This is a genomic window from Providencia sp. PROV223 (genome assembly GCF_028479245.1).
GTDB classification, from domain to species: Bacteria; Pseudomonadota; Gammaproteobacteria; order Enterobacterales; family Enterobacteriaceae; genus Providencia; species Providencia rettgeri.
Genome location: NZ_JAMPNG010000004.1, coordinates 68,528 through 93,587, shown reverse-complemented (window position 1 = coordinate 93,587; position 25,060 = coordinate 68,528). Strand labels below are relative to the sequence as shown.

Annotated in this window: 20 protein-coding genes; 9 read left to right on the top strand and 11 right to left on the bottom strand. The window is 42.8% G+C overall.

The window, feature by feature from the left end:
• Nucleotides 1-58: 58 nt before the first annotated feature.
• The 6 genes from odhB to sdhC all read right to left on the bottom strand — a co-directional run bounded on the left by odhB (nucleotide 59) and on the right by sdhC (nucleotide 7,841).
• Nucleotides 59-1,270, bottom strand: coding sequence for a 2-oxoglutarate dehydrogenase complex dihydrolipoyllysine-residue succinyltransferase (gene odhB / locus PR767_RS06720; RefSeq protein WP_004909074.1), 1,212 nt, complete (start codon nucleotides 1,268-1,270; stop codon nucleotides 59-61).
• A 14-nt stretch (nucleotides 1,271-1,284) separates the two neighbouring features.
• Nucleotides 1,285-4,098, bottom strand: a complete 2,814-nt coding sequence (gene sucA / locus PR767_RS06715) for a 2-oxoglutarate dehydrogenase E1 component (protein ID WP_004909072.1) — start codon at nucleotides 4,096-4,098, stop codon at nucleotides 1,285-1,287.
• Nucleotides 4,099-4,594: 496 nt separating this feature from the next.
• Nucleotides 4,595-5,311: a succinate dehydrogenase iron-sulfur subunit gene (locus PR767_RS06710; RefSeq protein WP_004256824.1), complete on the bottom strand. Its 717-nt coding sequence runs from the start codon at nucleotides 5,309-5,311 to the stop codon at nucleotides 4,595-4,597.
• Between the two features lie 35 nt (nucleotides 5,312-5,346).
• Nucleotides 5,347-7,113, bottom strand: a complete 1,767-nt coding sequence (gene sdhA / locus PR767_RS06705; RefSeq protein WP_004909067.1) for a succinate dehydrogenase flavoprotein subunit — start codon at nucleotides 7,111-7,113, stop codon at nucleotides 5,347-5,349.
• Complete coding sequence (gene sdhD / locus PR767_RS06700) at nucleotides 7,114-7,458, bottom strand: succinate dehydrogenase membrane anchor subunit (RefSeq protein WP_004909064.1); 345 nt, start codon at nucleotides 7,456-7,458, stop codon at nucleotides 7,114-7,116. It lies immediately after the preceding gene.
• A complete protein-coding gene (gene sdhC / locus PR767_RS06695; RefSeq protein WP_004909059.1) occupies nucleotides 7,452-7,841 on the bottom strand; it encodes a succinate dehydrogenase cytochrome b556 subunit in 390 nt (129 codons plus the stop codon). The genes sdhD and sdhC overlap by 7 nt, the downstream gene beginning before the upstream one ends.
• 670 nt (nucleotides 7,842-8,511) lie before the next feature.
• Between sdhC and PR767_RS06690 the strand changes: the two genes are divergently transcribed.
• Nucleotides 8,512-9,798: a citrate synthase gene (locus PR767_RS06690; RefSeq protein WP_004909058.1), complete on the top strand. Its 1,287-nt coding sequence runs from the start codon at nucleotides 8,512-8,514 to the stop codon at nucleotides 9,796-9,798.
• Nucleotides 9,799-9,882: 84 nt separating this feature from the next.
• Here PR767_RS06690 and PR767_RS06685 read toward each other — a convergent pair whose 3' ends face one another.
• Nucleotides 9,883-10,644 carry an AraC family transcriptional regulator gene (locus tag PR767_RS06685; RefSeq protein ID WP_117162219.1) on the bottom strand — a complete coding sequence of 254 codons (762 nt, stop codon included), beginning with the start codon at nucleotides 10,642-10,644 and terminating at the stop codon, nucleotides 9,883-9,885.
• A gap of 132 nt (nucleotides 10,645-10,776) precedes the next feature.
• On the opposite strand from PR767_RS06685, the gene PR767_RS06680 reads away from it, so the two are divergent.
• Complete coding sequence (locus PR767_RS06680) at nucleotides 10,777-11,904, top strand: multidrug effflux MFS transporter (protein WP_109912829.1); 1,128 nt, start codon at nucleotides 10,777-10,779, stop codon at nucleotides 11,902-11,904.
• A 285-nt stretch (nucleotides 11,905-12,189) separates the two neighbouring features.
• Here PR767_RS06680 and PR767_RS06675 read toward each other — a convergent pair whose 3' ends face one another.
• Both PR767_RS06675 and PR767_RS06670 read right to left on the bottom strand, forming a co-directional pair.
• Nucleotides 12,190-12,933, bottom strand: a complete 744-nt coding sequence (locus tag PR767_RS06675; protein WP_004909053.1) for a type 2 GTP cyclohydrolase I — start codon at nucleotides 12,931-12,933, stop codon at nucleotides 12,190-12,192.
• Between the two features lie 199 nt (nucleotides 12,934-13,132).
• On the bottom strand, nucleotides 13,133-13,339 hold the full coding sequence (locus PR767_RS06670) for a YbfA family protein (protein ID WP_004909050.1): 207 nt from the start codon (nucleotides 13,337-13,339) through the stop codon (nucleotides 13,133-13,135).
• Nucleotides 13,340-13,783: 444 nt separating this feature from the next.
• Here PR767_RS06670 and kdpF point away from each other — a divergent pair, with 444 nt between their 5' ends.
• From kdpF to PR767_RS06640, 7 genes are all read left to right on the top strand, one after another.
• On the top strand, nucleotides 13,784-13,873 hold the full coding sequence (gene kdpF, locus PR767_RS21245; protein ID WP_071524535.1) for a K(+)-transporting ATPase subunit F: 90 nt from the start codon (nucleotides 13,784-13,786) through the stop codon (nucleotides 13,871-13,873).
• 1 nt (nucleotide 13,874) lies between these two features.
• Nucleotides 13,875-15,578, top strand: coding sequence for a potassium-transporting ATPase subunit KdpA (gene kdpA / locus PR767_RS06665; RefSeq protein WP_109912831.1), 1,704 nt, complete (start codon nucleotides 13,875-13,877; stop codon nucleotides 15,576-15,578).
• A gap of 13 nt (nucleotides 15,579-15,591) precedes the next feature.
• Nucleotides 15,592-17,655 (top strand): potassium-transporting ATPase subunit KdpB, encoded by a 2,064-nt coding sequence (gene kdpB, locus PR767_RS06660; protein WP_109912832.1) that lies wholly within the window; start codon nucleotides 15,592-15,594, stop codon nucleotides 17,653-17,655.
• 10 nt (nucleotides 17,656-17,665) lie between these two features.
• Complete coding sequence (kdpC, locus tag PR767_RS06655; protein ID WP_109912833.1) at nucleotides 17,666-18,259, top strand: potassium-transporting ATPase subunit KdpC; 594 nt, start codon at nucleotides 17,666-17,668, stop codon at nucleotides 18,257-18,259.
• 8 nt (nucleotides 18,260-18,267) lie between these two features.
• A complete protein-coding gene (kdpD, locus tag PR767_RS06650) occupies nucleotides 18,268-20,955 on the top strand; it encodes a two-component system sensor histidine kinase KdpD (protein WP_196718943.1) in 2,688 nt (895 codons plus the stop codon).
• Nucleotides 20,956-20,971: 16 nt separating this feature from the next.
• Nucleotides 20,972-21,658, top strand: coding sequence for a two-component system response regulator KdpE (gene kdpE / locus PR767_RS06645; protein ID WP_004909034.1), 687 nt, complete (start codon nucleotides 20,972-20,974; stop codon nucleotides 21,656-21,658).
• Nucleotides 21,659-21,754: 96 nt separating this feature from the next.
• Complete coding sequence (locus PR767_RS06640) at nucleotides 21,755-22,150, top strand: DUF5329 family protein (protein WP_109912835.1); 396 nt, start codon at nucleotides 21,755-21,757, stop codon at nucleotides 22,148-22,150.
• A 216-nt stretch (nucleotides 22,151-22,366) separates the two neighbouring features.
• Here PR767_RS06640 and glnS read toward each other — a convergent pair whose 3' ends face one another.
• Both glnS and PR767_RS06630 read right to left on the bottom strand, forming a co-directional pair.
• The gene (glnS, locus tag PR767_RS06635; RefSeq protein WP_004909016.1) at nucleotides 22,367-24,034 is read right to left on the bottom strand and encodes a glutamine--tRNA ligase; all 1,668 of its coding nucleotides are present in this window, start codon (nucleotides 24,032-24,034) and stop codon (nucleotides 22,367-22,369) included.
• 169 nt (nucleotides 24,035-24,203) lie between these two features.
• The gene (locus PR767_RS06630) at nucleotides 24,204-25,019 is read right to left on the bottom strand and encodes a sulfite exporter TauE/SafE family protein (protein ID WP_272520035.1); all 816 of its coding nucleotides are present in this window, start codon (nucleotides 25,017-25,019) and stop codon (nucleotides 24,204-24,206) included.
• Between the last annotated feature and the right edge of the window lie 41 nt (nucleotides 25,020-25,060).

The following is a 25,060-nucleotide window of genomic DNA, read 5'->3' as shown; positions in this document are numbered from 1 at the left end:
GAACGGGCTGCATCGGTTACTTCAGACCGGACAAGTTGTACCCTGCCCTGTTATGTTGCTATACGTCCAGCAGTAAACGAGTTGGATCTTCCAGCATATCTTTGATAGCGACTAAGAAGCCAACTGACTCACTACCATCGATTAAACGGTGGTCGTAAGACAGTGCTAAATACATCATAGGAAGAATCTCTACCTTACCATTTACAGCCATAGGGCGGTCTTTAATCGCATGCATGCCTAAAATCGCGCTCTGTGGTGGGTTAATGATAGGTGTAGACATCAGAGAACCGAATACGCCACCATTAGTGATAGTGAAGTTACCGCCACTTAAGTCTTCAACAGTTAATTTACCATCACGACCTTTGACAGCCAGTTCTTTAATTTTCTTCTCGATATCAGCCATGCTCATTGCATCGACATCACGTAGAACAGGTGTTACCAGACCACGTGGTGTTGAAACTGCAATACTAATATCGAAATAGTTATGGTAAACCACATCATCGCCATCGATAGAAGCATTCACTTCTGGGTAGCGTTTCAGTGCTTCAACAGCAGCTTTCACATAGAAAGACATAAAGCCTAAACGAACACCATGACGTTTTTCGAATACTTCGCCATATTGTTTACGTAAGTCTTTGATTGGTTGCATATTGACTTCGTTAAACGTCGTCAACATTGCAGTGGTGTTTTTCGCTTCTAACAGACGCTCTGCGATACGTTTACGTAAACGCGTCATTGGAACACGTTTTTCGCTACGATGCGCTAAAGGCGCTTGTGGCGCTTCTGGTGCTTTCGCCGCAGGTGCCGCAGATTTATTTGCCGCTAAATGTTTTTCAACATCTTCGCGAGTTAAACGTCCACCAACGCCAGTCCCTTTGATATCCGCAGGGTTTAAATCGTGCTCTGCAATTAAACGGCGAATAGCTGGGGTCAGCGCATCGTTGCTTTCTGTTTCTAGACTTGCAGTTTGACGTTGTGCAGGTGTTGATTCTTGTGCTTCTTTCACTTCAGCAGGAATACCAGTGCTGTCGCCTAAACGAATGCGCCCCAGTAATTGCTTAGATAATACCGTTGCACCTTCATCTTCAACGATAGCTTCTAAAACACCCGCTTCGCTTGCAGGAACTTCTAATACGACTTTATCTGTTTCGATCTCAACCAGTACTTCATCACGCTGAACACTGTCACCTGGTTTTTTATGCCATGTGGCAACCGTAGCATCTGCAACGGACTCAGGAAGATCGGGAACAAGAATTTCTACGCTACTCATTTTCTATCCTTTAATTATTCAATGTTCAAAGCGTCATTAACCAGGGCTTTTTGTTGTTCCTGGTGTACGGACGTATAGCCAACTGCTGGAGATGAAGAAGCAGCTCGACCTGCATAACGTAAAGTTGCCCCTGCTGGGATAGCTTCACGGAAGTTATGTTGACTGCAATACCAAGCACCTTGGTTTAATGGCTCTTCTTGACACCATACAAAGTCTTTTACATCAGTAAATTGCGCCAACGCTTTTTGAATGTCTTCGTGTGGGAACGGATATAGCTGTTCGATACGCACGATAGCAACGTCAGTTTGTTCATTCTTACGACGTTGTTCTAACAGATCGTAATAGACTTTCCCTGAACACATAACGACGCGTTTCACATTTTTCGGATTGATTTCATCGATTTCACCGATAACTGGCTCAAATGTACCATTTGCCAATTCTTCCATGCTAGAGACCGCTAATGGGTGACGTAGCAGAGATTTTGGTGACATCACAATCAGAGGACGACGCATGCCACGTAAGGCTTGGCGACGTAACATGTGGTAAACCTGAGCAGGTGTTGACGGAACACACACTTGCATGTTTTGGTCAGCACACAGTTGCAAGTAACGCTCTAAACGTGCAGATGAGTGCTCTGGACCCTGACCTTCATAACCATGAGGCAGTAACATGACCAGACCACACATACGACCCCATTTTTGCTCACCAGAGCTAATGAATTGGTCGATAACCACTTGAGCACAGTTAGCGAAGTCACCAAATTGTGCTTCCCAGATAGTCAATGCACGAGGTTCTGTGGTTGCATAACCATATTCGAATGCTAATACGGCATTTTCAGTCAGAACAGAGTCCCAAACATTAAACACGCCTTGGCCATTATGAATATTTTGCAGTGGAACATAAACTGAACCATTCGTTTGGTTGTGGACCACTGCATGACGGTGGAAGAATGTACCACGGCCCGCATCTTCACCCGATAAACGAACAGGAATACCTTCATCAACCAATGTTGCGTACGCTAAAGTTTCAGCTGCACCCCAGTCGAGAAGCTTTTCACCTTTCGCCATTTCGGCACGGTCTGCATAAATTTTCTCAACACGAGATTGCGCAACCACGCCCTCTGGAATGGTACTAACTTTAGTTGCCAGTTCAGTTAAGCGTTTAATATCAACGGTTGATTTATATGATGCATCCCATTCATGGTTTAAATATGGAGCCCATGTGTATGAATTCAGACCCATTTCACGGTACTCTTCAACCACACAGTTACCTGCATCTAGCGCATCGCGATACAGATTGACCATTTCAGTGACATCATTAGCACTTAACACATTTTCTGCAATTAAACGGTCTGCATAAATTTTACGTGGTGTTGGGTGCTGCTTGATTTTTTGATACATCACTGGCTGAGTTGCACTTGGCTCATCCGCTTCGTTATGGCCATGGCGGCGATAACATACTAAATCAATCATAACATCGCGTTTGAACGTGTTACGGAAATCCAGTGCCAAACGAGTTACAAATGCCACTGCTTCAGGGTCATCTGCATTCACGTGGAAAATTGGGGCCTGCACCATCTTCACGATATCTGTGCAGTATTCTGTAGAACGGGTGTCTTTCGGGTTAGAAGTGGTAAAACCAATTTGGTTGTTAATTACGATACGCACCGTACCGCCGACTTCATAACCACGTGCTTGTGACATATTCAACGTTTCTTGCACAACACCTTGGCCAGTTACTGCGGAGTCACCGTGAATAGTAATAGGCAGAACCATGTTGCTACGGCCTTCATCTAAACGGTCACGACGAGCACGTACTGAACCAATAACCACAGGGCTAACAATTTCAAGGTGAGATGGGTTAAATGCCAATGCTAAGTGAACACGAGAGCCTGCGGTTTCAAAGTCAGAAGAGAAACCTTGGTGATATTTAACGTCACCCGCACTAGAGTGGTCTTTATGTTTACCCGCGAATTCATCAAATAATTCGCCCGGTTTTTTACCTAAGATATTAACTAAAACGTTTAAACGACCACGGTGAGCCATACCTAAAACAACTTCACGGGTATCTTGCTTGCCTGCGTGGTGGATTAAATCTTTCAGCATTGGGATCAGTGAATCACCACCTTCCAATGAGAAACGCTTGGCGCCTGGGAATTTAGCCCCAATGTAACGCTCAAGCCCTTCAGCCGCGGTTAATTCAGCTAAGAAGCGTTTTTTCTCTTCTACTGAGAAGATCTTAGAAACGTCAACAGACTCAAGACGTTGTTGGATCCAACGTTTTTCTTCTGTATTCGTGATATGCATATATTCAGCACCGATAGAACCGCAATAAATACGTTTCAGGTGCTCATATAGCTCACTAAGCTTCATGGTTTCTTTGCCAATAGCAAATGAACCCACGTTGAATGTTTCGTTGAAGTCTTCTTTCGTCAGGTTGTGGAATGCTGGGTCTAAATCTGGAACAGATTCACGTTTCCAAAGACCTAACGGGTCAAGATTCGCATTTTGGTGCCCGCGGAAGCGGAACGCATTGATTAATTGCAAAACTTTAACTTGTTTTGCGTCGATAGCTGGATCGCTAACAGAGGTGTGATAACGTGTAGAGTCTTTTGCTAAGCGACGGAAGTAATCGCGCGCTTGGGAGTGGAATTGTTCGCCACTAGTGCCTAATGCTGCACCAGGGAGTTGCTCAAAAATTGCTTTCCACTCGGCATCGACAGAGTTAGGGTCAGTCAGATAATCTTCATAGAGCTGTTCTATATAAGTCTGGTTCGCGCCTGCCAGAAAGCTTGAATCCAGCCAGTCCTTCATTACGCCGTTCTGCATTGTGATCCCTTAAGCTTTTAAAGCTTTAGTTTTCGCCGTGGTTAACTAATCGCCGCATTTAAGCGACCTCGATAAAGGTTCTCTTGGACGTGCTTTATGCATGTTCTCTCTTTGGGAGGCCCTTTATCAGTAAGGGTTTCCCTTTTAAGGAACCTTTAAAAACTGGCTGCGGTTTTTAAAGGCCCCTATGCTTGGGCTGTCGTCTTCATCTTTTGCAGTTGGCTATTTTTTCTACTTTTTACTGTTACTTTCTTTGCTTTCACTTTTTTACGCTTTTGTAATGACAACGTTTTAATAAATACTACTTTTTATGGGTGACAATGTTACTTTCTGATGCTCATTGTTGGTATTTCGTTTTCGCGCTTTTGTGAGCTTCCGCGCATTAAAATCATGTCATTGTTTTTACTTTACGCGTTTCTTTTAACTTATGTTTTTATTTTGTGCTATTTCCATTTTAACCCACAGCACCTGAGCACTGCGGGTTAAATATTCATCATTAAGCGCTATGTTTTAGTAACATAGATTTAATATGACCAATAGCTTTCGTTGGATTTAGTCCTTTAGGGCATACATTGACACAATTCATGATGCTATGACAGCGGAAGACACTAAAAGCGTCGTTCAGATCATCTAATCGTGAATCGGTTTCAGTATCACGGCTATCAATTAAGAAACGATACGCTGCCAACAAGCCTGCAGGCCCGATAAACTTGTCCGGATTCCACCAGAAAGATGGGCAAGAAGTCGAACAACAAGCACATAAAATACACTCATATAAACCATCGAGTTTTTCACGTTGTGCAGGAGTTTGTAAATTCTCACGCGCCGGTGGATTCTTGTTATCATTAATGAGATATGGACGAATTTTTTCGTATTGGGTATAGAATTGTGTCATGTCGATAATCAGGTCACGCACAACAGGCAGACCCGGCAATGGACGAATGACAATTTTCTTCCCACCACGGATTAAAGCAGATAATGGCGTAATACATGCCAACCCGTTTTTACCGTTCATGTTCAGACCATCAGAACCGCACACCCCTTCACGACAAGAACGACGGAAGGATAATGTTGGATCTTGCTCTTTGATTTGGATTAACGCATCCAGCAACATCATGTCACGCCCTTCAGGAACTTCTAGCGTGTAATCTTGCATACGAGGTGCGTTGTCCACATCAGGATTGTAGCGATAAATCGAAAATTGTAATTTCATAGTTTATTTCTCCGCAACTGGATTAACACCACGCATTAGTAGGTACGAATTTTCGGTGGGAAGGCTTCACGCAGTTTTGGCTGCATGTTGACTTCACGACGCGTCATCGTTTCAGATTGCGGTAAATATAATGAATGACATAACCAATTCGCATCGTCTCGCTCTGGGTAGTCAAAGCGGCTATGCGCACCACGACTTTCTGTACGGAAGTTTGCAGCTTGAGCAGTTGCATAAGCCGTTTCCATCAGGTTATCCAGTTCTAAACATTCGATACGCTGAGTATTAAATTCAGTCGAGGTATCATCAAGACGCGCGTTTTGTAGACGTTCACGAATCACTTTCAGCTCTTCTAAGCCTTTCGCCATCGCATCACCTTCACGGAATACCGAGAAGTTATGCTGCATACAGGTTTGCAGTGCTTTACGGATTTCAGTTGGGTCTTCGCCAGTACGAGCACCTTCCCAACGGTTAAAGCGAGTCATCGCTGCATCGATATCAGATTCAGACGCATCACGCATTGAACCTTGTTCCATGATGGACTCTTTCAAATGCAGACCCGCTGAACGACCAAATACGACTAAGTCGAGGAGTGAGTTACCGCCTAAACGGTTAGCGCCATGTACAGATACACAGGCAATTTCACCGACAGCAAACAGACCCGGAATAACTTCATCTTCGCCGTTTTCGTTATAACGAATAGCTTGACCAGTGACTTTAGTCGGAATACCGCCCATCATGTAGTGACAAGTAGGAATAACTGGAATTGGCTCTTTGATTGGGTCAACGTGAGCAAAGGTGCGAGATAACTCAAGAATACCCGGTAAACGTGATTCCAGAACTTCTTTTCCTAAGTGATCCAGTTTCAGTTTGGCATGTGGGCCCCATGGACCATCACAACCACGACCTTCACGGATTTCAATCATGATAGAACGTGCGACAACATCACGACCCGCAAGGTCTTTTGCGTTCGGCGCATAGCGCTCCATGAAGCGTTCACCGTCTTTGTTCAACAGATAACCACCTTCACCACGGCAGCCTTCAGTGACGAGAACACCCGCACCTGCGATACCTGTTGGGTGGAATTGCCACATTTCCATATCTTGTAGTGGAACACCTGCGCGAGCAGCCATCCCTACGCCATCACCCGTATTGATGTGTGCGTTAGTAGTTGATTGGTAAATACGACCAGCACCACCGGTTGCTAAAATAGTGGCTTTCGCTTTGAAATAAACCAGCTCACCTGTTTCCATACAAATTGCAGTACAACCTACGATATCACCATCTTGGTTTTTAACTAAATCAAGGGCATACCATTCAGAAAAAATGGTGGTGTGGTTTTTTAAGTTCTGCTGATACAAAGTATGTAACAGTGCGTGGCCAGTACGGTCAGCCGCAGCTGCAGTACGTGCAGCTTGCTCACCACCGAAGTTTTTAGACTGACCACCAAATGGGCGTTGATAAATACTTCCGTCATCAAGACGAGAGAATGGCAACCCCATATGCTCTAATTCGAGGATAGCCTCTGGCCCTGTTTTACACATATATTCAATCGCATCTTGGTCACCGATGTAGTCGGAACCTTTCACAGTATCGTACATGTGCCATTCCCAGTTATCAGGGTGAGTATTACCTAAAGCAACAGTAATACCGCCTTGTGCTGATACCGTATGAGAACGGGTTGGGAAGACTTTTGACAGAAGTGCGCAAGATAGGCCCATCTGTGAAATTTGTAATGCGGCACGCATACCTGCGCCACCCGCACCGATAACGATAGCGTCAAACTCTCTGATTGGCAGATTCATTTATGCACCCCACACAACAATTGTTCCGTAAATTAAATAAGCCAACAGACCTACAACGATAGCCAGCTGCAATACTAAACGAATTGCTAAAGGTTTAACGTAGTCAGTCAGCACTTGCCACATGCCAATCCACGCATGGACAAGAATCGAGAACAAGGTGAGGATTGTGAATACTTTCGTCACAGAAGAGGCGAAAAAGCCACGCCAGACTTCATAGGTAATGTCGTTAATAGCAACAAAACCAACAATGTAGAGTACGTAGAGTGCGATGACAATCGCAGAACCACGGATTAATAGCCAGTCCTGGATACCAGTACGGCCTAAAGCTGAAGCATTACTTACCATACTAAAATCCCCGCCAGAATTGCTAAAATCACGGTAATGACAAATGTAATTTTTGCAGATGAGTTACCAGCAGCAAGCGTTTCATCAACACAACCGAAATCCATTAGCATATGACGAATACCACCACAGATGTGGTAAGCCAAAGCAGTCAAGATGCCCCAAAGAATGAACTTAGCAAAAAAGCCAGTCATTATTTCAGACGCGTATTGAAAACCTTCTGGAGAGGAGAGAGATGTCCCTAACAACCAAAGCAGAATACCAACTGCGATGAGAGTAATGACGCCAGAGACACGGTGCAAGATCGAAGATATTGCAGTGATCGGGAAGTGAATCGTCTGCAAATCAAGGTTGACAGGTCTTTGTTTTTTCACAATTTTGCCCACACAGCTCTTTATTATTTTCCATCCTCCGGACCTGGGGTGGAAATCAGACAGCGACAGGGGTACAAAATGCAACTTAACACAAACTCTAATCCATCATGTTTAAATAAAGTTGCATACTGATCACGCTGGGAACTCCTACTACAGGGTAATCCGGAGACCTGCCGCTAGTATAAAGTCTTCACAATGCCATTACAATTCCCACACAAAATGTTTGGAGACATTTAGCCCGAACAGTGAGAAGGATCACGATTTAAACATTTTGTATAAATGTGCTTATCTTATTTGACAATGATTCAACATTTATCTTACATATAGGTCTGGCAGAATTATCTTAACGGTGCTGTTTACCCTTCATCGGAAAAGAAAAAACGTGAATGTTGCAATGTTAAATACTCTTCAATTTGAACTATGATGGGTATTAATAACAAAAGTTATGAAAGTTGTTCCTCTTACCACAAATAATGATATTGTAGGGAAAACAACAAAAAGAACATAACATCTACACACTCATAAACAACCTAATTACATTGTCGTCGGTCTCAGATTTCAGGTTTTATGTGATAGCGAGCTGATTTCCAAAGCATACCGGTAGAACAATGCACGAAGACACAGTATAACGCTGAGCTTCTGGGTTGTTGGGTGTCGATTATCAAGCGCTAAGGAGACCGTAATGGCTGATAACAAAGCTAAGCTAACGACTGGTAGTAAGGGTGATATTGACCTAGATATTTTAAGCCCAACGATTGGTCAAGACGTTATCGATGTCCGAACTTTAGGTTCTAAAGGGTTCTTTACCTACGACCCTGGTTTTACTTCTACTGCATCCTGTGAATCAAAAATCACCTATATCGATGGTGATCAAGGCATTCTGTTGCACCGTGGTTTCCCTATCGATCAACTCGCCACTGAAGCCTCTTATCTCGAAGTTTGTTATATCCTGCTATACGGTGAAGCACCGACTCAAGAACAATATGACGTATTTAAAAATACGGTGACTCGCCATACAATGATCCATGAGCAAATTACACGCATGCTTAATGGTTTCCGCCGTGACTCACACCCGATGGCCGTTTTATGTGGTGTTACGGGGGCATTAGCCGCGTTCTATCACGATGCGTTGGATGTTAACAACCCACGTCACCGTGAAATTACGGCTTATCGCCTGCTGTCAAAAATGCCAACAGTTGCAGCGATGTGTTACAAATATTCAATTGGCCAACCTTTTGTTTATCCACGTAATGACCTGTCATACGCGGGTAATTTCTTGCACATGATGTTCTCTACACCCTGTGAAGAATACACGGTTAATCCTGTTTTAGAGCGCGCAATGGATCGTATTTTGATTCTGCACGCTGACCACGAGCAAAACGCCTCAACATCTACAGTTCGTACTGCGGGTTCATCTGGTGCAAACCCATTTGCTTGTATCGCAGCGGGTATTGCATCACTGTGGGGGCCTGCTCATGGTGGTGCTAACGAAGCTTGCTTGCGTATGTTGGAAGAAATCCAAACCGTCGAGCACATCCCAGCATTTATCGAGCGCGCTAAAGACAAAAATGACTCTTTCCGCTTAATGGGCTTCGGCCACCGTGTTTATAAAAACCATGACCCACGTGCAACAGTAATGCGTGAAACTTGCCATGAAGTTCTAAACGAACTTGGCCTGAATGACAGTTTGCTGGAAGTCGCAATGGAGCTGGAACGTATCGCATTAAACGACCCGTACTTCATTGAGAAAAAACTGTACCCGAACGTTGACTTCTATTCAGGTATCATCTTGAAAGCAATGGGTATTCCTTCTTCAATGTTTACTGTTATTTTTGCCATTGCACGTACTATTGGCTGGATTGCACATTGGAATGAAATGCACGATGACGGCTTGAAAATTGCTCGCCCTCGTCAGTTGTACACGGGTTATGATAAACGTGAATTCAACTCAGAATTAGCAAAAAAATAATATTTAATTAAATCTACCCCTACACATGCTAAGGCCTCGAATTTTCGGGGCTTTTTTCATTTTTGTTTACCGAAGTTGTTTAACTTACTGTTGTTGATATTCCCTTGGTGTCATCCCACTCATTTTACGGAAAAAACTAATAAATGCGCTATCGCTTGTTAGACCAAGTTCTTGAGTAATATAGTGATAGGGTTTTTCTTGTGCGAGTAATTCAATCGCTTTAATGTAACGCCATTGTTGACGCCATGCTTGATAATTCATTCCTGTTTCTTTAAAAAAAATCCGGGTAATCGTCTTCTCACTCGCCCCAACAGTTTGTGCTAATTGGTTTAAATTTGGAGGTAATTGTTCGATATCAACCCCTTTAAAACGCCTATCTTGCGGTAATGGTAGCAGTGTTGGCTCTAAAGTTGCACTTTGTAACTCATCGATAAATACGGGCAATAAATTAGCTAAATTCCCTTGTTGCCAATCACTATCAAATGGCGCAATCGCAATACGTTCAAGTACTTCTCTCAATAAGGATGAAATGCTTAATATCATCACTTCATTCCCTATTCTGTCAGCGTATTCTTGCGCTAAATAAACCGAACGGTAACCCACTGATGCCCGCATTTGAGCCCGATGAAGAACAAATGGTGGGATCCAAGCCACCCTTCCCGGAGGAAGTAAAGACAAACGATTTTCCAGTGAAATTCGTATACATCCTTGTTGTGTAAAAAGAAGTTGTCCCATTTCATGTTTATGAAAGCCAGAGTCATGCTGCCCCATTTTTGCTGCAATTCCCAATACTGGCGAGCGGTACCAGTGAGTTTGAAATTCATCTGTTTGATTTAGCCAAGCCATAATGTCTCTTTTTTGATATTTATAGTCTTTATTATTGTAATAAGACAATAAAAATAACACTAAACTGCCTGCCATTGAATCGTTGTATCTAATTAGACCTTTTATTTTTAGTAGATTGGCAGGAAAAAAAGTATGAAACACCCTCTTTCATTATGGCTTGCTGTTGCCTTGATGATGTTTCCACAAATTGTGGAGACCATATACAGCCCCGCACTCACTGATATCGCTAGTGCTTTCTCAGTAAATGCGGAACAAGCTTCACAAACGCTGTCGCTTTATTTCTTTGCTTTTGCATTAGGCGTGGTGTTTTGGGGGCGTATGTGTGACACCTTAGGGCGCCGCCCGACGATTCTGGCGGGTTTATTGATATATGGTATTGCGTCTATTGGCGCGTTATTTGTCACACATTTTTATTTATTATTACTAATGAGAATGTTGTCAGCCTTTGGCGCTGCCGTAGGTTCAATTGGTACACAAACCGCCATGCGCGATAGCTACCAAGGCCATGAATTAGCAAAAGTTTTCTCTATTATGGGCGTTGCTTTGGCTATCAGCCCTGCTTTAGGGATGTTATCTGGTGCTGGACTCGTTAATTTTGGCGGTTACCGAACCGTTTTTATCGGCTTAGCGATTTTAGCTGTGGTGCTTTTTCTCTGGTCAATCTGTCGTTTACCCGAGACTAAGCCTAAAACCGTGACTCATATCTCATTTATTAAGACATTTTTACGCATGATCGCAGATAAAGAAATTGTTAGAAATGTGATCTTGATAGCATTTTTCAACATTAATTTATTTAGCTATTATCAGCTGGCACCATTCAGTTTTGAACAATTAATGCTCACTCAACAACAGTTTGGATTAACTGGGATTTTATTAGCACTTGGAGTCGGTTTAGGTTCGATATCAAATCGCTATTTATTGGCTAAAAAACACACATCTGAACAACTTGTTAAGCTTGCCAGCCTCATTTCATTGGTGAGTGGTTGTTTGGTTTTTGTGCTAATGGATTCAATTTGGTTTGTTTTACCCGTTATTGGCATTGTTATTGGTTATGGAATTGCGATCCCGAACATACTTGCCCATGCATTAAACCGTTATGGTGAGCAAAAAGGCACCGCCGGCGCCATTTTAGGGTTATTTTACTACATCGGGCTCGCCATTGGTTTGATGGTTGCAGGTTGGAGCCAGCACTTAGGTTTAGTGTTAACTATTTCAAGTGCAGTATTGGTTTTCGCATCGTTAAAATACCGAACCCAATAGCTATTTTTATTTTTATTTTCAATAGATTATAAATCTTCTAAGTATTTCGAATCACCGCTAGGCGGCAAAAGAGTGAAGCCCTAGGAACATACACAAGTATGTGACTAGGGTTCGTGAATGCAGCCAACAACGCTTTGATGTAAAAGGCGGCAAAAATTTAATTCTCTAAATAGTTCGAGTTGTGGCTAGGCGGCGAATAAGGGTATCTTGGGGAGCATACAAAAGTATGTGACCCAAGTAGCCGAGTGAAGCCAACACAGCCACAGTTCGAAATATGACGAGAATTTAGGCAGGGTTATCGATATCGATAAACTCCGCATCTAACCCATGTTCATCTACAAGCCACTTAGTCAGCGCTTTAATCCCATAACGTTCCGTTGCGTGATGCCCTGCACTGTAGAAATGGATCCCCATTTCCCTTGCTATATGAATGGTTTGTTCAGAAACTTCCCCTGTTACAAAGGCATCTACACCAAATTCAGCCGCTTGTAGGATGAAGCCTTGCCCTCCCCCTGTACACCATGCGATTTGACGAATTTCTTCTTTTGCATTATCACCACAATGTAAGACTTTACGACCAAGGCGAGTTTCTAAACGAGACGTTAATTCTGAAGGAGTAATCGGTTGATCAAAAAAACCAAATGGCATTAATGGGTCGATTTGGCCATTTACCTGCACCCCCATAATATAGGCAAGCTGGGTATTATTACCTAATTGATGATGTGCATCTAATGGAAGGTGATAACCATACAGGTTGATATCATTCGCTAATAATGTTTTTAAGCGATTTCTCTTCATTCCTTTGATAATGGCGGGCTCATTTTTCCAAAAATAGCCATGATGAACAATGATGGCATCGGCTTTCTTTTCAACGGCAACATCCAATAATGCTTGGCAAGCTGTCACACCGGTGATGATTTTATGTACATGTGGTCGCCCTTCAACTTGCAATCCATTCGGTGCAAAATCTTGGAACTCACTAACTTTCAATTCGTCATTAATGATTTCTTCTAATCTTAAGTTATGCATTATGTTGTCCTTTTTACTGCACAGCTAAACGGTTTATCCACCAGTTTGAACGTAATTGACTGATAATCAATAAGCATAAACGGAAACATGATTTTTTTCTGTGTTATTTGAAGTATATAGAATAAAAATAGGCGGGATTAAAAACAAAACCCCCACAATTCAATATTGCAGGGGTTATTACTCACCATTAAGCACTAAATTAACGATGGCCTTCTAGGGTTGTTTCTGAACGTTCTAGCCAAACAGGTTTATCACTGGTTTTTGCCCAAACCTTATGTAAATGACTATAAAACTTTGCTCTTTTTGGATAAAAAACCATAACCGGAAACGCAATAATGCCAGCTGTTACAGCGGCAGTGCGGCGTGCAAGTACCTGATTACGGGAATATTCGCGATATGTGGACATCGGTATCCTCCTTCAGTTGCCACTTTATTTGTCGATTCCAGCTTTGCTCTATCATTCCCCATTAACACACATTTCCCATTAACACAGTAGTAAAGAGCGACTAAAATCAGACAGATAATATGAAATATATTGACTGTAGATAGGATATCGCAAATTGTGTAATAAAACTACTCATCTGACCACTTAATCTGTAAATTTTTCTAAAAAATCTGCTCATTCCGTATTTTTATTACATTTTTTAACCAATCAATGTTTTAATTATACATTTAAATCACAATAATTTAACAAGCAAGGCCGTACGCCGCTTTCTCTATTAAGCTCTCTATTTTTGCTAAATAAACAGCCATTTTTATACTTTTTTTACACCCTACCCGTGCTTTTTATCAGCTTCTTTACAGCGAACTCTTTAGCCTTATCACATGGAAATAATAAGGAGAAAATACTGTGTCATTACTTTCCATTATTGGGGCAGTTCTCGTTGTTTTACTGCTGACGTATCTGATTTATGCTCTGCTTAACGCGGAGGATTTCTGATATGACTACCACCACATTGCTATTTTTAGGTAGTTTTTTACTGTTCTTATTCATCTTAGCAAAGCCTTTAGGCAATGCTATTGCTCGGTTAATCGACAATGATATACCTCATCGGTTAGCAAGCAGTGAGTCCTTACTTTGGCGTTTAACCGGAGTCAAACAGCCAGGAAGAGACATGGCTGAGATGAATTGGAAACAATATGCCTTAGCGATTGTATTATTTAATCTTTTAGGTTTTATTTTATTATTCGTTATCTTAATCTGCCAAGGCCGTTTGCCCCTTAACCCTCAACACTTTGAAGGGATGAGCTGGGATTTAGCCTTTAATACCGCCGTTAGTTTCATTACTAATACTAACTGGCAAGCTTATAGCGGCGAAAATACATTAAGTTATTTGAGCCAAATGGCCGGGTTGACGGTACAAAACTTCCTTTCCGCAGCGACAGGTATTGCCGTTGCTTTCGCAATTATTCGCGCTTTTTCACACCATGGTAGTAAAACTGTCGGTAATGCGTGGTTAGATATTTACCGAATTACGGTGTATTTACTCTTTCCTTTAGCGATTATTTTTGCATTATTTTTTGTCAGCCAAGGGGTTATTCAAAATTATTCCAGTTATTTACTTATTCACCCTTTAGATAACAGTGAACAACTATTGCCGATGGGGCCAGTAGCTTCCCAAGAAGCGATAAAATTGCTCGGCACCAATGGTGGCGGCTTCTTTGGCGCTAACTCATCACATCCTTTTGAAAACCCAACCGCACTGAGTAATTTTGTGCAAATGTTTGCTATTTTCCTGATCCCTACTGCACTTTGCTTTGCTTTTGGTCGTGCAGTTGGTAACAACAAACAAGGCCATACTTTACTCTGGGTTATGGGGATCATTTTTGTGGTTGCCGCCATCGTTGTGGTTAAGGCTGAATATGTGGGAAACCCATTTTTAACCGAACTACATGCCACTAGCTCTGCCAATATGGAAGGAAAAGAGAGCCGCTTTGGGATTGTTGGTTCCGCTTTGTTTGCTGTCGTTACCACTGCCGCATCTTGCGGAGCAGTTAACGCCATGCATGACTCCTTTACCGCAATGGGCGGAATGGTACCGATGTGGTTAATGCAAATTGGTGAAGTGGTCTTTGGTGGCGTTGGTTCCGGCTTATACGGTATGTTGCTGTTTGTGCTACTCGCTGTCTTCCTTGCTGGACTTATGATTGGTCGTACGCCTGAATACCTCGGTAAAAAAATCGAAGTTCGAGAAATGAAAATGGTGGCACTGGCGATTTTAGTCACCCCAACCTTAGTGCTACTTGGTACCACTCTTTCATTAATAACCGAAGCGGGCCGTGCAGGAATTTTAAACCCTGGAGCGCATGGGTTTAGTGAAGTGTTATACGCCTTTTCTTCTGCGGCTAATAATAACGGTAGCGCTTTTGCTGGGCTCAGCGCTAACACTCCGTTTTACAATGTGCTACTTGCCATTACGATGTTTATAGGCCGCTTTGGTGTCATTCTTCCTGTCTTGGCTATCGCAGGTTCCATGGCCAATAAGAAACCCCAAGCCAAAAGCCATGCCACATTGCCGACAACTGGCCCATTATTTATTGGCTTACTGGTTTTCACCGTACTTCTCATTGGCGCACTGACCTTTGTACCCGCTCTTGCATTAGGCCCTATCGCTGAGCAATTACACATTGGTTTTGCCGGATAATGAGGAAAAAAAAATGAAAAACAAACAAACTAAATTATTCAATAATCAATTAATTAAACAATCCATTATTGAATCTATCAAAAAATGTACACCACAAGCACAATGGCGTAACCCAGTCATGTTTGTAGTTTTTATTGGCAGTATTATCACCACGTTACTCTGGTTAGCGATGGTAACGGGTTACACACAAGGCAGTGCTTGGTTCAGCGGAATGATCACCCTTTGGCTGTGGTTCACGGTTATTTTTGCCAACTTTGCAGAAGCGCTTGCTGAAGGGCGAAGTAAAGCACAAGCTCAAAGCTTAAAAGGCGTAAAGCAACAAAGTAGTGCCACACGGTTAGCTTCGGCCTCATTGGAGGCGAACCAAGATATTGTGAGTTCAGATCAGTTACGTAAAGGCGATATTGTGTTGATCCGTGCCGGAGAAACCATTCCTTGCGATGGCGAAGTCATCGAAGGTGGTGCTTCCGTGGATGAAAGTGCCATCACGGGGGAATCCGCTCCCGTGATCCGCGAATCTGGTGGTGATTTCTCTTCAGTGACAGGCGGAACTCGCGTACTTTCCGATTGGCTGATAGTCGAGTGTACCGTCAATCCCGGTGAAACCTTCTTAGATAGAATGATTTCCATGGTTGAAGGCGCACAACGCCGTAAAACCCCCAATGAAATCGCGCTCACTATTTTATTAACTGCACTGACTATTATCTTTGTGTTAGTTTGTGCCACCTTGTACCCATTCACCGTTTTTGCCGCAGAGCATGCAGGCGCAGGCAGTGCCGTTTCTATTTTAGTGTTAATAGCGTTATTAGTGTGCTTAATTCCAACAACCATCGGTGGCTTACTTTCATCTATTGGTGTGGCAGGGATGAGCCGCATGCTAGGAGCAAATGTAATTGCCACCAGCGGCCGTGCTGTAGAGGCAGCAGGTGATGTCGACGTTCTATTACTTGATAAAACGGGGACCATTACACTGGGAAACCGCCAAGCCTCTGAATTTTTACCGCTAACAGGTATTACAGAGCAGCAACTGGCGGATGCCGCACAACTATCGTCTTTAGCGGATGAAACCCCAGAAGGACGCAGTATTGTGGTCTTGGCAAAACAAAAATTTAATTTACGTGAAAGAGATATTCATGCCCTGAATGCAACTTTTGTTCCTTTCTCCGCAATGACACGTATGAGTGGTGTCAATATTGGCGAGCGAATGATCCGCAAGGGCTCTGCGGATGCCATCCGCCGTTATATCGAAGCCAATCACAGTAAATTTCCTGTCGAAGCGGATCAACTGGTCGAAAAAGTGGCCCATTTAGGCGGAACGCCACTTGTGGTGGTTGATAATAAAACGGTTTTAGGTGTCGTAGCATTAAAAGATATCGTCAAAGGGGGCATGAAAGAACGCTTCGCCCAAATGCGTAGTATGGGCATCAAAACGGTGATGATCACCGGAGATAACCATTTAACAGCAGCCGCAATTGCAGCCGAAGCAGGCGTCGATGATTTTCTTGCAGAAGCGACACCAGAAGCCAAACTGGCGTTGATCCGCCAATATCAATCTGAGGGTCGCTTAGTTGCTATGACCGGTGACGGCACCAACGATGCGCCAGCACTCGCGCAAGCGGATGTCGCAGTCGCAATGAACTCAGGTACCCAAGCCGCAAAAGAAGCCGGTAACATGGTGGATTTAGACTCCAACCCAACCAAACTGATTGAAGTGGTGCATATTGGTAAACAAATGCTAATGACCCGTGGCTCATTAACCACCTTCAGTATTGCTAATGATATTGCTAAATATTTTGCCATTATCCCTGCCGCTTTTGCAGTGACTTGGCCACAGCTAAATGCGTTAAATATTATGCAATTACACTCACCTGCATCCGCTATCCTCTCTGCGGTTATCTTTAACGCATTGATTATTATCTTCTTGATTCCCCTCGCCATTAAAGGGGTCAATTATCGGCCAATGAGCTCTCAATCATTATTGCAACGTAATTTAGGCATATATGGCTTAGGCGGGTTAATTGTGCCATTTGTTGGGATCAAACTGATTGATCTGCTTATTAGTCTCTTTGGAATATAAGGAATTGATTATGAATATGATCCGTTCGTCGATGATTATGTTATTTATACTCACCATTTTTACAGGTATTGCTTACCCATTAATGGTGACTGGCCTCGCTAATATTTTTTTTCCCTGGCAGGCTCACGGTTCTTTACTCACACAAGATGAGCGCATTGTTGGTTCTGCCTTAATCGGGCAAAATGTGGGTAATATTCGCTATTTTCACGGTCGCCCCTCAGCAACTGTCGATATCCCCTACAATACCTTAGCTTCTGGTGGAAGTAATTTGGCTGTCAGTAACCCATTATTACAACAAACGATGGCAGAGCGTAGCGAACAACTGCGCGCAGAGAACCCCGATGCAGGTAATGCCATCCCAGTAGATTTACTCACGTCTTCCGCCAGTGGCTTAGACCCCAATATTTCTATTGATGCAGCGTTATACCAAGCTCCACGTATTGCAAAAAGCAGGCAAATTCCATTAGATACAGTAAAATCATTGATAGAAACGCATACTGAACAGGCATTGTTGCCCTTTTTAGGTGAACCCGTCATTAATGTGCTAAAACTGAACTTAGCACTTGATGAATATCAACAACAAATAAACAGTCAAACTCACTAGGGGCTGTGATGGACAATCAAGAACCTATTCGCCCTAACCCTGATGAACTCTTGGTCAAAGCCAATGAAATTGGGCGTGGCAAATTAAAGATTTTTTTCGGTGCCTGTGCTGGTGTTGGAAAAACGTATGCCATGCTGCAAGAAGCACAGAGACTCAGAGCTCAAGGGCTAGATGTGCTGATTGGCGTAGTAGAAACCCATGAAAGAGAAGAAACGGCCGCGCTACTTGACGGCCTTTCTCTGTTGCCACCTAGGCGCATAACTCATCACGGTCGCCGCCTAAATGGTTTCGATATTGACGCAGCAATTGCTAGGCATCCAGCCATAATTTTAATGGATGAATTAGCATTTAGTAACCCCCATGGCAGCCGCCACCCTAAACGTTGGCAAGATGTCGAAGAACTCCTTGATGCCGGAATTGACGTACTGACAACCATCAACGTTCAACACATTGAAAGCCTGAATGACATCGTGGGAAGTATTACAGGTATTCGCGTACGTGAAACAGTTCCAGATCATATTTTTGATGCAGCTGATGAGGTGGTATTAGTTGATCTTCCTCCTGACGACCTACGACAACGCCTTAAAGAAGGCAAAGTGTATATACCGGGGCAAGCCGAACGCGCTATTGAGCATTTTTTCCGCAAAGGAAACTTAATTGCACTGCGTGAGCTGGCTCTTCGGCGTACTGCTGACCGGGTTGATGACCAGATGCGTGAATTTCGTGATGGTAAAGGCCAAGCCCCCGTATGGCACACTCGCGATGGGCTCTTGCTATGCATTGGCCATAATACCGGAAATGAAAAATTAGTCCGTACTGCCGCACGACTTGCTGCAAAATTCGGTAGTGTCTGGCATGCTGTTTATGTTGAAACTCCCTCACTTCATCAGCTACCTGAAACCCAGCGTAGAGCTATCTTAAAAGCGTTGCGTCTTGCTCAAGACTTAGGTGCAGAAACAGCAACTTTATCCGACCCTTCGGAAGAAAAAGCGATATTACGTTATGCCCGAGAACATAATTTAGGGAAGATATTGATTGGTCGGCGTAATAAAGTAAACAAATGGTTTAAGCTCAATTTACGTCCCGGTTTTGCCGATCGTCTTGGTAAGCTCGGCCCTGATCTGGATTTAGTGATCGTCGCACTTGAAGAGAAAAGTGAGTGGGACAAAGAACCAGAAAGAAAGCCGTTCTCTGAAAAATGGCGATCGGATATGAATGGCTATTTAATGGCTATTGTGATGTGTGCTGCTATCACCTTATTTTCGCGCACCTTTTTATTGGCCCTCGATAAAGCCAACCTCGTGACACTCTATCTATTAGGTGTCGTGTTAATCGCATTATTTTATGGCCGACGCCCCTCTGTCTTCGCCGCTCTGGTCAACGTGATCAGTTTTGACCTGTTCTTTGTTCAACCCCATTTCTCCCTTGCTATCATGGATATGCAATATTTAGTCACGTTTACAGTGATGCTAATTGTGGGGGTTGTTGTGGGGAATTTAACTGCAGGTATGCGCTACCAAGCTCGTATCGCTCGGTATCGAGAGCAGCGAACACGTCACCTATATGAAATGACAAAAGAATTAGGACAAGCTATCACGACTGATGATATTGGGAGAACTGGGTACCATTTCCTTAATAATGCATTTCAAGCCAAAAGCTGCTTACTGCTCCCCGATGAAAACGACCAGTTATCACCATTAAAATGTGAAGGCCACAGTGAAATGCTGATTGATAAAGCCATTGCTAAATGGTGTTTTGATAAGCGGCAACCCGCCGGTGCTGGTACGGATACACTACCAAGCGTTCCCTATCAATTGCAACCTATCACCACTGCCGATCAAACCCTTGCCGTTCTTGCCATTGAACCAAGAAACATGCGCCAGTTATTGATCCCAGAACAGCAACGCATGCTGCAAACCTTTACAGGACTGATTGCGAGTGCTCTTGCACGTCTGCAGCTGACAAAACAAGCTGAATCAGCCAAATTAGATATTGAACGAGAACAACTAAGAAACTCCTTACTTGCCGCACTGTCTCATGACCTAAAAACACCGCTCACCGTTTTATTCGGCCAAACCGAAATCTTAATGTTGAATTTGTCTGCGGAAAAATCACCACTAACAGAACAAGTGAACCAAATGCGCCAGCAAGTACTTAGCACTTCGCGCTTGGTGAATAATTTACTGGATATGGCTCGCTTACAATCTGGCAGTATTCAGCCCAATTTAGCGTGGGAATCACTGCAAGAAATTACCAGTAGTGCTGTTAGAACCTTAGATTACACCTTACACAGCCATCCTTTAGAAATTGATATTCCAGCAGACTTACTACTTTATTGTGATGCTAACTTGATTGAACGGGTGCTAATCAACCTATTAGAAAATGCCGTAAAATACAGTCATGACGATACCCCGATTGGTATTCGAGCTACAGTTGAAGGGCAAAAAATTCATATTGAAATATGGGATGCCAGCAATGCGATTCCAAACGGACAAGAAAAAACCATTTTTGATAAATTTTCTCGGGCGCAAAAAGAGTCCGCAATTCCAGGAGTTGGCTTAGGGCTCGCCATTTGTCGTGCTATTATTCAGTTACATGAAGGCGAAATTTGGGCGCAAAATAATAATAAAGGTGGAGCGAGTTTCCATTTTGTCTTACCTTTAAAGCAACTACCTGATATCGAAGTAGAAACATAAAAGGATTAACAATATTGTGAGTACTAGCCATCAAATTCTGGTTGTTGAAGATGAAAAAGAAATCCGCCGCTTTGTTCGTTTAGCGCTGGAAGGTGAAGGCTGGAAGGTATTTGAGGCGGAAAATTACCAACGCGGCCTCATTGAATCCGGTACGCGACAACCTGATTTGTTAATTTTAGACCTTGGCTTACCCGATGGTGATGGGCTTGATTTAATTCGTGATCTACGTCAGTGGAGTAGTATTCCGATTATTGTTTTATCCGCTCGTGAAGAAGAATCACAAAAAGTGGCAGCATTGGATGCAGGTGCTGATGATTACCTCACAAAACCCTTCGGAATTAGTGAGTTACTGGCTCGAGTTAGAGTGGCTTTACGGCGCTTCGGCAAAGCCACTCAAGAAAACTCAAAATGCCAGTTTGGGGATATTACCATCGACTTTATTAATCGTGTCGTGACCAAACAAAATGAAGAACTTCATCTAACCCCGATTGAATTTCGTTTACTCAGTGAACTCGTGGCTAACAGCGGTAAAGTATTAACTCAGAGGCACTTATTACTGCAAGTCTGGGGGCCTAATTATGTGGAACATAATCATTACTTACGCATCTACATGGGCCATCTACGGCAAAAATTAGAAAATGATCCAGCACGCCCTATTCACTTATTAACCGAAACAGGAATTGGTTATCGGTTTATGCCTTAACAGATGACCATTTATTGAATTCTAGGAATCTTACCGATAGTTTAAATTAAAAGACTGCTTATAATTTACTCACCTTTTTTCTATGGAGAGAAATTCGTGCAATCACTCACAGCCCAACTATCAAACCGTTTTTCATCTGCTTTAGTCCTTTTTTTAAGTGTTTTTGTGACTACTCAAGCCCTTGCGTTAAGCCCTGAAGAAAAAATGCGTACTGAATCATTATTAGCTGAGCTTGGTAAACAACAAAACCTTACTTTTACACGTAATGGCACTGAATATTCTGCCGCTGACGCAGAGTCTCATTTGCGATTAAAACTGCGTAAAACAGAAAAACGTCTCAAAACTGTAGAACAGTTTATTGATAACGTAGCTTCAAAATCGTCCATTACTGGCGAAGAGTATCAAGTTAAAGATGCGCAAGGTAATGTGACTTCCGCGAATGAATATCTGCATGAATTATTAAAAGAAAAAGTGGATAGCAAATCCAAATAGGTTCTTCAGATTTTGTAGGCTTTGTAGATTACTATAAAAAACGCTGACATTTATTTGTCAGCGTTTTTTGTGCTAATACTCGATCTGGCCCCTAAATAATTTGTACCACAGGTAGGCGGCAAATTAAGTTATCCCGTGAGCATACATAAGTATGTGACTCGAGTAACTTAATGAAGCCAACACCCCTGTGGTGCAAAGTATGACGGGGACATCAAATTAAGAATTTTCGAGTTTCGCCCAAGTATCACGCAACCCCACAGTCCGGTTAAAGACTAAATGTTCTGCACTACTTAACTTGTTATCCGCACAGAAATAGCCTTCGCGTTCAAACTGATACGCTTTTTCTGCCACGGCATTTTTCAGGCTCGGCTCAACAAAACCTTGACGAATAACCAGTGAATCTGGATTGATAACCGATAAGAAATCGTCTTCTGCACCTGGGTTTGGCACAGTGAATAAACGGTCATACAGACGAATTTCTGCAGGTAATGCGTGAGCGACACTTACCCAATGAATAACGCCTTTCACTTTACGGCCATCTGCTGGGTCTTTATTTAATGTGCCTGCATCATAAGTACAGTAGATGGTTGTGATGTTACCATCTGCGTCTTTTTCAACACGCTCTGCTTTAATAATGTATGCATTACGCAAACGAACTTCTTTGCCTAATACTAAACGCTTATATTGGCGGTTCGCTTCCTCACGGAAATCTGCACGGTCGATATAAATTTCATTGCTAAATGGCACTTGGCGCGTTCCCATCTCCGGTTTATTTGGATGGTTTGGCGCTGTTAAAATCTCTTCACCCGCTGGCATGTTTTCAATCACCACACGAACTGGGTCAATAACCGCCATAGCACGTGGTGCTGACTCATTCAGATCATCACGAATACAGGACTCTAAAGAGGCCATTTCAACGTTGTTGTCTTGTTTTGTCACACCAATACGTTGGCAAAATTCACGGATAGAGGCTGCAGTATAACCACGGCGGCGTAAGCCTGATATGGTTAACATACGAGGGTCATCCCAACCATGCACGTGTTTTTCAGTGACTAATTGGTTTAATTTACGCTTAGACATCACCGTGTATTCCAAATTCAGACGAGAAAACTCGTACTGACGTGGATGGCAATCAATGGTGATATTGTCTAATACCCAATCATATAAACGACGGTTGTCTTGGAATTCTAAGGTACATAAAGAGTGTGTAATACCTTCTAATGCATCAGAAATACAATGCGTGAAGTCATACATTGGGTAAATACACCATTTATTGCCAGATTGGTGATGTTCCGCAAATTTAATGCGATATAAAACCGGGTCGCGCATCACCATAAATGGGGATGCCATATCGATTTTCGCACGTAAACACGCTTTTCCTTCTTCGAAGCCACCCGCACGCATTTTTTCGAATAATGCTAAGTTATCTTCAATAAGGCGCTCACGGTATGGGCTATTTTTACCCGGCTCTTTCAATGTTCCACGATATTCGCGAATTTGATCTGGGCTGAGCTCGTCAACGTAAGCTAAGCCTTTTTTGATCAGCTCAATTGCATATTGATACAAGGTATCAAAGTAGTCAGAGGAATAGCGAACATTACCGCTCCACTCAAAACCAAGCCATTTAACGTCTTCTTGAATCGAGTTAACGTATTCGACATCTTCTTTTACAGGGTTGGTATCATCAAAACGTAAATTACATTGGCCTTGATAATCCTTGGCAATGCCAAAATTCAAGCAGATTGATTTCGCATGACCAATATGTAAATAGCCATTCGGTTCAGGTGGAAAACGCGTATGCACTGACGTGTGTTTTCCGGTCGCCAGATCTTCATCTATGATCTGACGGATAAAATTTGTTGGGCGAGCATCTGCCTCATTCATTGTCATCATTCCTCAATGCCAAAAGCGCGCTAAAAGCGTGTAGTAACTAAATATATTCTACCATAATCAATCAGGAAACAACCGTTTGATTGCGCCAAGTGCGGCAAAAGCGATGATCAGAAGGAATTTAGGACAAAAACCTCATTTTTGCCTACCGAAATACGCGATTTTAAACCAGTAACATAACAGCTAAAACCACGAGTAACAGTAGTGGATAACTTTGGGCATGACGTTTATCGCTAAGGTAAGGCATTAATAAAGAAGCAAAACGTATCCCTAGCCACGATGTCACAATTAAAATTAATGCCCCTTTGATATAGATCATCCCCAGAAAGCCCGATCCGAGGTCAATGTGTTTATCAATAGCGAAATAAAAATAGGTTAATGTACCCGTGATCGCCATTGGTAATGTCAATGGATTCGCAAAGGCAGCGGCTTGGATCATACTGGCACCACGGCGCCGCATTAATGGAACAGTCATCACACTGCCACCAACACCTAAAAATGCCGCTACCGCGCCAATCACCACACCAATCGGAGTATCTGCAAAAATACCACCACGAGAGAGTTGTATCCCCGTAGATTCTGTCTTCATAAAACCGGGACGAATAAAACAATCTAAAATAGTGATGATGAGATAGCCAATAAATATCCAACGAATTAATGCATTATCTACCGATAACGCCACAATCGCTCCAAATATCCCCCCCACTGAAATAGGGATAATAAATGGCTTTATAATTGGCCAGCTGAGATTTCCTTTTAAATAATGAGCGCGACTTGATAATGTTGATGAAAAAATCATCACGCAAGTGGATGTTGCCACTGCAATTTGCATTGCCACGGTTCCTGCATCGCTTTGTGGCCCCCATACTAAAGTAATTAGCGTATATAACAGTGGAACGGTGATAAAGCCGCCACCAAAACCAAATAGTGCGGTGGTGATCCCCGAAATAAAGCCAAATAAGCACAGAAGCAGTTCCACAGAAAATTCCTCATCAGTCATTGAGAAAATATCTTATCGAT